The following is an 8318-nucleotide window of genomic DNA, read 5'->3' on the forward strand; positions in this document are numbered from 1 at the left end:
GCCCCTTCTCCCCGATGGGCGACCAGGTTCCCATACCGTCCACGGGCCGCCGCCCCCGACCGGCACCCCTACTATGCCTGTTGGCACGTGGCTCACACCGCTCAGGTAGGGTGATCGACCGGTCAACGCCCGTGCAAAAAACGGTGAATACGGGACACGAGGGGGCAACGCGGCGATGGGTCCAGCGACGGGGGAGCGCTCGAGGCGGTCCTCCCACCGAACGCCCGGCCCTTCCCGGCGGCAACGCAGCAACGACCCGGAAGGCGCGGCGCCCCGACGGCCGGCGGACGCACCGGCGGCGACCACGCTCCGTTCGATCTCCCGGAGCGGCCGTGTCGGCCCCGCACTGCGGCAGCTGGTGCTCGTGGAGGCCGCCCTGGCGGTCGCCGCGGTGGGCGCCGCGCTCGGCGGCATGTGGATGATCCCCGCCGGTGCGGTCGCGTGCGTGCTGATCCTCCTCGCCCTGGTGCGCCGCCGGGGCCGCGCCGTGCAGGACTGGCTGTCCACCGTCTCCTCCCTCCGGCGTCGCAGGCGGACCGCCGAGGCGTCCCCCGCCGAGACGGAACCCCAGCTGGCGCCGGTGGCGGAGAACGTGCCCGGGTTCGCTCCGTACATCCATGTGGACGGCGCCCGGCGCACGGTGGGCATGGTCGGGGACGGCACGTTCCTGACGGCGGTGGTGCGGGTCGAGGCGAGCGGTGAGTCGCTGCGCCGGGCCATGGGCGCCCGGTCGCTCCCGCTGTCGCTGCTGGGCGACGCGCTCGCGGTGGACGACATCGTGCTGGAGTCCGCGCAGCTCGTGCAGCAGGTGCGGCCCGCTCCGGCACCGCACCTGCCGGAGCGTTCGGTGGCCCGGCTGTCGTACGGCCCCCTCCAGGACCGGACCGGGGCGCCCGCGCTGCGGATGACCTGGGTGGCGGTCAAGCTGAATCCGGAGCTGTGCCGGGAGGCCGTGGAGGCGCGCGGCGGCGGCATGGGCGGGGCCCAGCGCTGCCTGGTGCGGGTCGCGGACCACGTGGCGAGCCGGATCACCGGTGCGGGGTTCCGGGCCGTGGTGCTGGACCAGGACGAGCTGAACTCCGCCGTGGCGACCTCGGCCTGCGCCAGTCCCATGCTGTCGGCCCGCGCCGGACGCCCGGACGCGGCGCCGCAGCGGCGGACGACGGAGACGACGCGGGTCTGGCGCTGCGACGACCGCTGGCACACCACCTACGCGGTGGACCGCTGGCCCGAGCTGGGCCGGGAGGCGACTCCGCTGCCGCGGCTGGTGGCGCTGCTGACCTCGGTCCCCGCCTACGCGACGACGTTCAGCCTGACGGTGCGCCGCGGCGCGCACCAGGGGCATGTGTCGGTGCGCGGGCACGTGCGGATCACCGGCGGCTCGGACACCGAACTGGTCGGGGTGCGAAGGACGCTGGAGCAGGCGGCGCGGCACGCCGAGGTGGGTCTCGTACGGCTGGACCGGGAGCAGCTGCCGGGCGCCCTGGCGACGCTCCCGCTGGGAGGCGCGCAGTGAGGAAGCGGATCGCTCCGCGGCGCGGGCTGCCCGGCCCCCGTCACGCGGGCCACACCCTGGCCGCCGACCACCTGGGCGCGCTGGCGCTGCCGGTGGGCGACGACGGCGTGATCATCGGCGACGACGCCGAGGGCCGCCCGCAGATGATCGGCTTCCACCGGCCTGCGCCGTACGACGTCCTGCTGATCGGGGGGCTGTGGACCGCGCAGGTGCTGGCCCTGCGTGCGGCCGGCACGGGCGCGCGGGTCGCGGTCGAGACGGGCCGCCCCCAGGTGTGGACCACCCTGGCGCAGGCGGCGGGTGCCGGCGTCGAGTGCGTCTCGCTCCACGACGTGGGACGGGTCCCGCCGACCGGGGCGAGCGTCAGCAGCCCCGTGGTGGTGGTGCGTGACTGCGGGATGCGTCCGCCCCGCGGCCGGGTGGTGTCCTCGCCCTGGCAGTCGGTGCTGACCCTGCTGCCCTATCTCAGCCCGGTGGCACCCCGGCTGATGCGGTCGGCGACGCTCGTGGGCGTCCAGCGGGTCTCCCCCGCCGAGGCCGAGCAGATCGGCCGCATCCTCGGGCTCGCACGGGCCGAGAGCGAGGCGCTGCCCACGCTGGCGGACGGGGTGACGCTCTGGGTGGCGGGCCGGGACCACCACTGGGTGATGACCGGCGCCACGGACGTCGAGACCGGACTCCTCGGCACCGCCCGCAGGATGGACTGAATCCTCGTTTTCTCCCCGGGCCCGCCGCTTTTCAGGATCATGGCGGGGAACGGATCGGTTCGAGCGAAGGGACGGGCGCATGGGCACCCAGCAGGAAAAGGACGAGCTCTACGCTCTCGACATCTCGGATGTGGAGTGGCTGAGCGCACCCGGTACCGAGAACGTCGAGGAGCGGGTCGAGATCGCCCATCTCCCCGGCGGTGCCGTCGCCATGCGCTCCTCGCTGGATCCGGAGACGGTCCTGCGGTACACGGAGGCCGAGTGGCGCGCCTTCGTCCTGGGAGCGCGGGACGGCGAGTTCGACCTCAGGTAGGCGACCGCGCGAGGGCGTCGCACACGGCGGCGACCGTGTGCTTCACGGGGGCGGCCGTCCGCGACGGCCGCCCCCGTGCCGTGTCCGGACGGCAGTCCCGCACGCTGCGTCCCGGACGGTCGCCCCGCACGCCGGGGCCCGACGAGCGTGCACGCGCGCCGGGTTCGGGCACCTTCTTCCGCGCCGGAGCGACATTCAGCCCGATTCCCCCCGTACCGCCGCACTCGCTTCATGCAGGGACCGCACGTGACCTACGGGACAGTCCCCGCTGAGCGATACGGCCTGACGTAGTACGGGCCATGGCGATTAGGGTGGGTGAGGCGCGGCAGAAGAACCTGCGGGCAGGCACTGCGCGTCGCAAGGGGGAGAGCCGGGCGAACCGGACATCGGGAACGGTCGCCCCCACCCACCACGGCACAAGGGTGCTCGACCACACCAGGAGGCAAAGTGAACGGCGATCGGGACGAGATCAGCGGGGGATGGAACACGCCCGTCGACGAGTCGTCCGACGCGGATCCCGCCGAGATGACGGGTGAGTTCACCATCGACTACACCCCGCCCGCCTGGTACACGCAGAACGCGGCGGGTGAGTCCTCGGGAGGGGCCGGCTCGCACCTGGCACCGCCTCCGCCGCCGCAGGGTCCGCCGCTGTCCGTGCCGGGCCCGGCGTCCGGCGGGTACGAGTCCTCCTGGCGGCCGGCCCCGCCCGCAGCCCCGGACGGTCCGCCGGCGGCCTCCGACGGTCCGTCGGCCGAGCCGCCCGCGCCTCCTGCCGCGCCCGCTCCCCCGGCTGTGCCCTCCCCCGTGCCCGGGGCGGCCGGGGCGGAAGCCGGAACCGGTACGTCCGGTGCCTCCGGCCCGTCCGGCCGACCTGACGCGTCCTTCGGCGGTGGCGACGTGGAGAGCGGCGCGACCATGCAGTTCTCCCCGGCCGCGCTGAAGCGGGAGATCGCCGAGCGCGAGGAGGCGAGGACCGGGGCCGACCCGGCCGCCTCCGGGTCCGGTGCCGGGAGCTCCGGTACGGCGGCCGAGGACTCCGCGGAGCACCCGCCCGCGCCCGTCCCCTCTCCGTCCTCCTCCCCCTCCGCGTCCCCGTCCGCATCGGACACCAAAGCGGGCACGGACGGGAACGCGGACACGGACGCGCACCACGAGACCGCGGCTCCGGCCGGTCCGGTGGGCGAGGACGTGTCCGCCGACGACGACCGGACCGCCGCCCCGCAGGATCCGGCACGGGAGCCCGCACCGGCGGCCGACGACGAGCCGGCCGAGGAGGACGGCCAGGCCGCCGAAGGGGGTGCCGACCGGGCCGACCAGCCCGCGAGTTCCCTGCCTGAGGGCCCGCAGGACGCGGCTCCGCAGGGCGCACCGCAGACCGCGGCGTCCCCGGCCGCCGCCGGGCCCCAGGACTCCGCCCCGTCGAACCCCCCGGCACCGTGGTCGCCGGCACCGCCCGCGCACGGCGCCCTGCCGCCCCTGCCACCCGCCTTCCAGCCGGCCGCACCGCAGCCGGGTACGCCGCAAGGCGCGCCGCACTGGCCCGTCCAGCAGCCGGCACCGCAGCTCGCGCAGCAGCCCGTTCCGGCCCCCGGGGCGCAGGACGGCTACGGCTTCCCGCAGCCCCCGGTGCCCGTACAGCCGGCGCCGCCCGCACCCCAGCAGCCGGTCCAGCCCCACGCGGCCGGACCGCAGGGCGCTTACGGTTTCCCGCCTGCACCGCAGGCACCGCATGGCCCACACGCACCGCAGGCCCCGCAGACAGCACACGCCCCGCATGGCCCACACGCACCGCAGGCCCCGCAGACAGCACACGCCCCGCAGCCACCGCAGCAGCCCGGCTACGGATTTCCCCCGCCTCCGCAGCAGCAGGCGCCGCAGCAGCCGCAGTTCCCCGCGCCGGGCGCGCCCCGGCCGCCCGCCGCGCAGCCCCAGGGCGGCTACGGCTTCCCGGCCCCGCAGCCGGGCAGGCCGCCGCAGTTCCCCGCGCAGGGGGCCCCGCTCCCCGCCCCGATCCCGCAGCAGCCCGCCCAGGGCACCCCCCACCTGCCTGCCCAGCAGCAGCCGCCCGAGGGCTACCAGCCCCAGCCGCCCGGACCGCAGGCCCCGCCCGTCGACCCGCGCACCGGGGCGAGCTGGCCGACGCCGGTCACCCATGACCAGCGTGAGCGTTCGGTGCCGGGTGCCCCGCTCGGTTACACGGCGGCCGTGGAGCTGTCCTCGGACCGGCTGGTCCGAGGCAAGCAGAAGGCCAAGAGCAGCCGCACCCCGTCCGCCGCCTCGCGCTTCAAGCTGGGCGGCAAGAAGGAGGAGGTCGAGCGGCAGCGCAAGCTGGACCTGATCCGCACACCGGTGCTGTCCTGCTACCGGATCGCGGTCATCAGCCTCAAGGGCGGCGTCGGCAAGACCACGACGACGACCGCGCTGGGTTCGACCCTGGCGACCGAGCGGCAGGACAAGATCCTCGCCATCGACGCCAACCCGGACGCGGGGACGCTGGGCCGGCGGGTGCGCCGCGAGACCGGCGCCACCATCCGCGACCTGGTCCAGGCGATCCCGTACCTCCACTCGTACATGGACATCCGGCGCTTCACCTCGCAGGCGCCCTCCGGGCTGGAGATCCTCGCCAACGACGTGGACCCGGCGGTCTCCACGACCTTCAACGACGAGGACTACCGCAGGGCGATCGGTGTGCTCGGCAAGCAGTACCCGATCATCCTCACGGACTCGGGCACGGGCCTGCTCTACAGCGCGATGCGCGGGGTCCTGGACCTCGCCGACCAGCTCATCATCATCTCGACGCCGTCCGTCGACGGGGCGTCCAGTGCGTCCACCACGCTGGACTGGCTGTCGGCGCACGGCTACGCCGAACTGGTGCAGCGTTCCCTGACGGTCATCTCCGGGGTGCGCGAGACCGGCAAGATGATCAAGGTCGACGACATCGTGCAGCACTTCGAGACCCGCTGCCGCGGTGTGGTGGTCGTGCCGTTCGACGAGCACCTGTCCGCCGGTGCGGAGGTCGACCTGGACATGATGCGGCCGAAGACCCGCGAGGCGTACTTCAACCTGTCCGCACTCGTCGCGGAGGACTTCCAGCGGGCCCAGCAGCAGCAGGGGCTGTGGACGTCGGACGGCAGCAGCCCGCCGCCGCAGTTCGCCCCGCCGATGCCGGGTCAGCAGGGCCCGAATCAGCAGACGCCCGGTCAGCAGGGTCCCGGTCAGCCGCCGTACGCGCCGCAGCCCCAGCCCGGTCAGCCGTATCCGGGGCAGCCGTACCCCGGACAGCCGCATCCCGGGCAGCAGCAGCCGTACCCGCCCCAGCCGCCCAACGGCGGGCCGCAGCCCCAGGGCGGGCCGCAGCAGCCGTATCCGCCGCACCCCGGTCAGGGTGCGCAGAACCACGGCTGGCAGCCCGCACCGCCCGCCCCGGCCCACCCCGGGGCGGCCCAGGCCGGGCCGCCCCGGCCTCCCGTGCAGCCCGATGGCCAGGCACAGCGGTCCGGAGAGCCCGGACCGCAGGGCCCCGTTCCGCCGGAAGGCCGGCAGCAGTACCCTCCGCAGTCGCCGCCGGCGCCTCAGCAGTGAGGCAGTAGAGGTCTAAACCAATGAGGGCCCGCACCGTGCACACGGTGCGGGCCCTCATCGCATTCCCGCAGACCACACGCGGTTTGGCGGACCGTTGACGGGACTCGACCGCCGCTGATAAACCTTCGCTTCACCAACTGGCGAACCAGAGATCTGCCCGCCTTCACCATGCGAGACATGACGCGAGGTCCACGTCCATGGTCACAAGAGTCACTCCACGCTCCTCCCGCCCACGCGGCCGTCTGCGTATCCTTCTCGCCTCCGGAGCCGCCGCACTGGCGCTGGCCGCCGGATCGGTCGTCCCCGGAAACCCGTTCGGCCCCGCCCCGCAGGAGGCCTCGGCCGCCGACGGGAAGTCGACCCTCACGGTCGCGGTCGCGCAGAGCGTCGACTCCCTCAGTCCCTTCCTCGCGCAGCGGCTGGTCTCCACGAGCATCCACCGGCTGATGTACGACTACCTCACCAACTACGACGCCAAGGACAACCACACGATCCCCGGGCTCGCCACGGAGTGGGAGACCTCGGCGGACAAGCTGACGTGGACGTACACCATCCGGTCGGACTCGAAGTGGTCCGACGGTGAGCAGGCCACCGCCGAGGACGCGGCGTGGACCTTCAACACGATGATGACCGACGAGGGTGCGGCCACCTCGAACGGCAGCTTCGTCGGCAACTTCAAGAAGGTGACCGCGCCCGGCCCGGACAAGCTGGTCATCGAGCTGAAGAAGCCTCAGGCCACGATGACGGCACTGGACGTGCCGATCGTCCCCAAGCACGTGTGGGAGAAGGTCGGCGACTTCTCGAAGTTCAACAACGACACGACGTTCCCGATCGTCGGCAACGGGCCCTTCATCCTGACGGACTACAAGGTCGACAGCTATGTGAAGCTGAAGGCCAACAAGGACTTCTGGCGGGGCGCGCCCAAGTTCGACGAGCTGGTCTTCCGCTACTACAAGGACCAGGACGCGGCCGTCGCCGCCCTCCGGAAGGGTGAAGTCTCCTTCGTCGCGGGGAGCCCGAGCCTGACCCCCGCACAGGCCGCGTCGCTGAAGTCCACCCCGGACATCAAGGTGAACGACGCCCCCGGCCGCCGCTTCTACGCACTGGCGACCAACCCCGGGGCGCGGACCGAGGACGGCGAGAAGTTCGGCGACGGGCACCCGGCGCTCCAGGACCAGAAGGTCCGTCAGGCGCTGTTCATGGCCGTGGACCGCACGACCGTCATCGACAAGGTGTTCCAGGGATACGCCGTGGAGGGCGAGGGCTACATCCCGCCGCGCTACGACTCGTACTTCTGGAAGCCGTCGGCCGGGCAGAAGCTCGCCCACGACCCGGCGAAGGCCGCGGCCCTCCTCGACGAGGCGGGCTACCGGAAGAACGGCGCCGGGAAGCGGACCGGGAAGGACGGCAAGCCGCTCGACTTCCGCATCCTGTGCCACGCCACCGACCCCAACGACAAGGCCATCGGCAAGTACCTCCAGGAGTGGTGGGGCGAGCTGGGCATCGGCCTGAAGGTCGACTGCCGCGACAACGTCTCCGACCCCTGGTACGCCGGTGAGTACGACCTCGCGTTCGACGGCTGGTCGGTGAACCCCGACCCCGACTTCGTCATGTCGATCCACACCTGCGGCGCGCTCCCGGCGAAGCCGAAGGAGTCCGCGGCGACGGACAACTTCATCTGCGACAAGCGGTACGACGAGCTCTACGCGAAGCAACTGGCGGAGTACGACCCCGCCAAACGGGCCGACCTCGTGAAGCAGATGGAGTCGCGGCTGTACGACCTGGGGTACATGAACGTCATGGCGTACCCCAATGCCGTCGAGGCCTACCGCACCGACCAGATCGAGTCCGTCACGACCATGCCCGCGGACGCGGGCAACATCTACGGTCAGGACGGCTACTGGAGCTGGTGGTCGGCGGTCCCGGCAGCCGGCGCCGCGGGCGACACGTCCGACGGCGGCGGCAGCTCCACCGGAGTCCTCGTCGGGGTCGGAGTCGCCGTAGTCGTCCTCGTCGGTGGCGGACTGCTGTTCGCCATGCGCCGTCGTTCCACCGCGGAAGACCGTGAATAGTCCATGAGCACAGAAAGCACTCCCGCGCTCCTCCAGGGCGCGGCGGGCGTGGACACTGTGCGGTCCGGCGGCCCGCGCGACCAGGACGCAGCGCGACCACGAGACGCGCGCACACGACAGGGCCGCGG

The 8318-nt window shown here is 73.3% G+C and carries 5 protein-coding genes; all 5 read left to right on the forward strand.

Annotated elements, in window-relative coordinates:
• Positions 1-175 precede the first annotated feature (175 nt).
• Positions 176-1516, forward strand: coding sequence for a type VII secretion protein EccE (eccE, locus tag ABZ172_RS15715; RefSeq protein ID WP_356884232.1), 1341 nt, complete (start codon positions 176-178; stop codon positions 1514-1516).
• A complete protein-coding gene (locus ABZ172_RS15720; RefSeq protein ID WP_356884234.1) occupies positions 1513-2223 on the forward strand; it encodes a hypothetical protein in 711 nt (236 codons plus the stop codon). The genes eccE and ABZ172_RS15720 overlap by 4 nt, the downstream gene beginning before the upstream one ends.
• A 79-nt stretch (positions 2224-2302) precedes the next feature.
• Positions 2303-2536, forward strand: a complete 234-nt coding sequence (locus ABZ172_RS15725; protein ID WP_356884236.1) for a DUF397 domain-containing protein — start codon at positions 2303-2305, stop codon at positions 2534-2536.
• 447 nt (positions 2537-2983) lie between these two features.
• Positions 2984-6118 (forward strand): SCO5717 family growth-regulating ATPase, encoded by a 3135-nt coding sequence (locus ABZ172_RS15730; RefSeq protein WP_356884238.1) that lies wholly within the window; start codon positions 2984-2986, stop codon positions 6116-6118.
• Positions 6119-6315: 197 nt separating this feature from the next.
• Positions 6316-8190, forward strand: coding sequence for an ABC transporter substrate-binding protein (locus ABZ172_RS15735; RefSeq protein ID WP_356884240.1), 1875 nt, complete (start codon positions 6316-6318; stop codon positions 8188-8190).
• Positions 8191-8318 lie beyond the last annotated feature (128 nt).

The organism is Streptomyces sp. NPDC006296, from assembly GCF_040613235.1.
Lineage (GTDB): Bacteria > Actinomycetota > Actinomycetes > Streptomycetales > Streptomycetaceae > Streptomyces.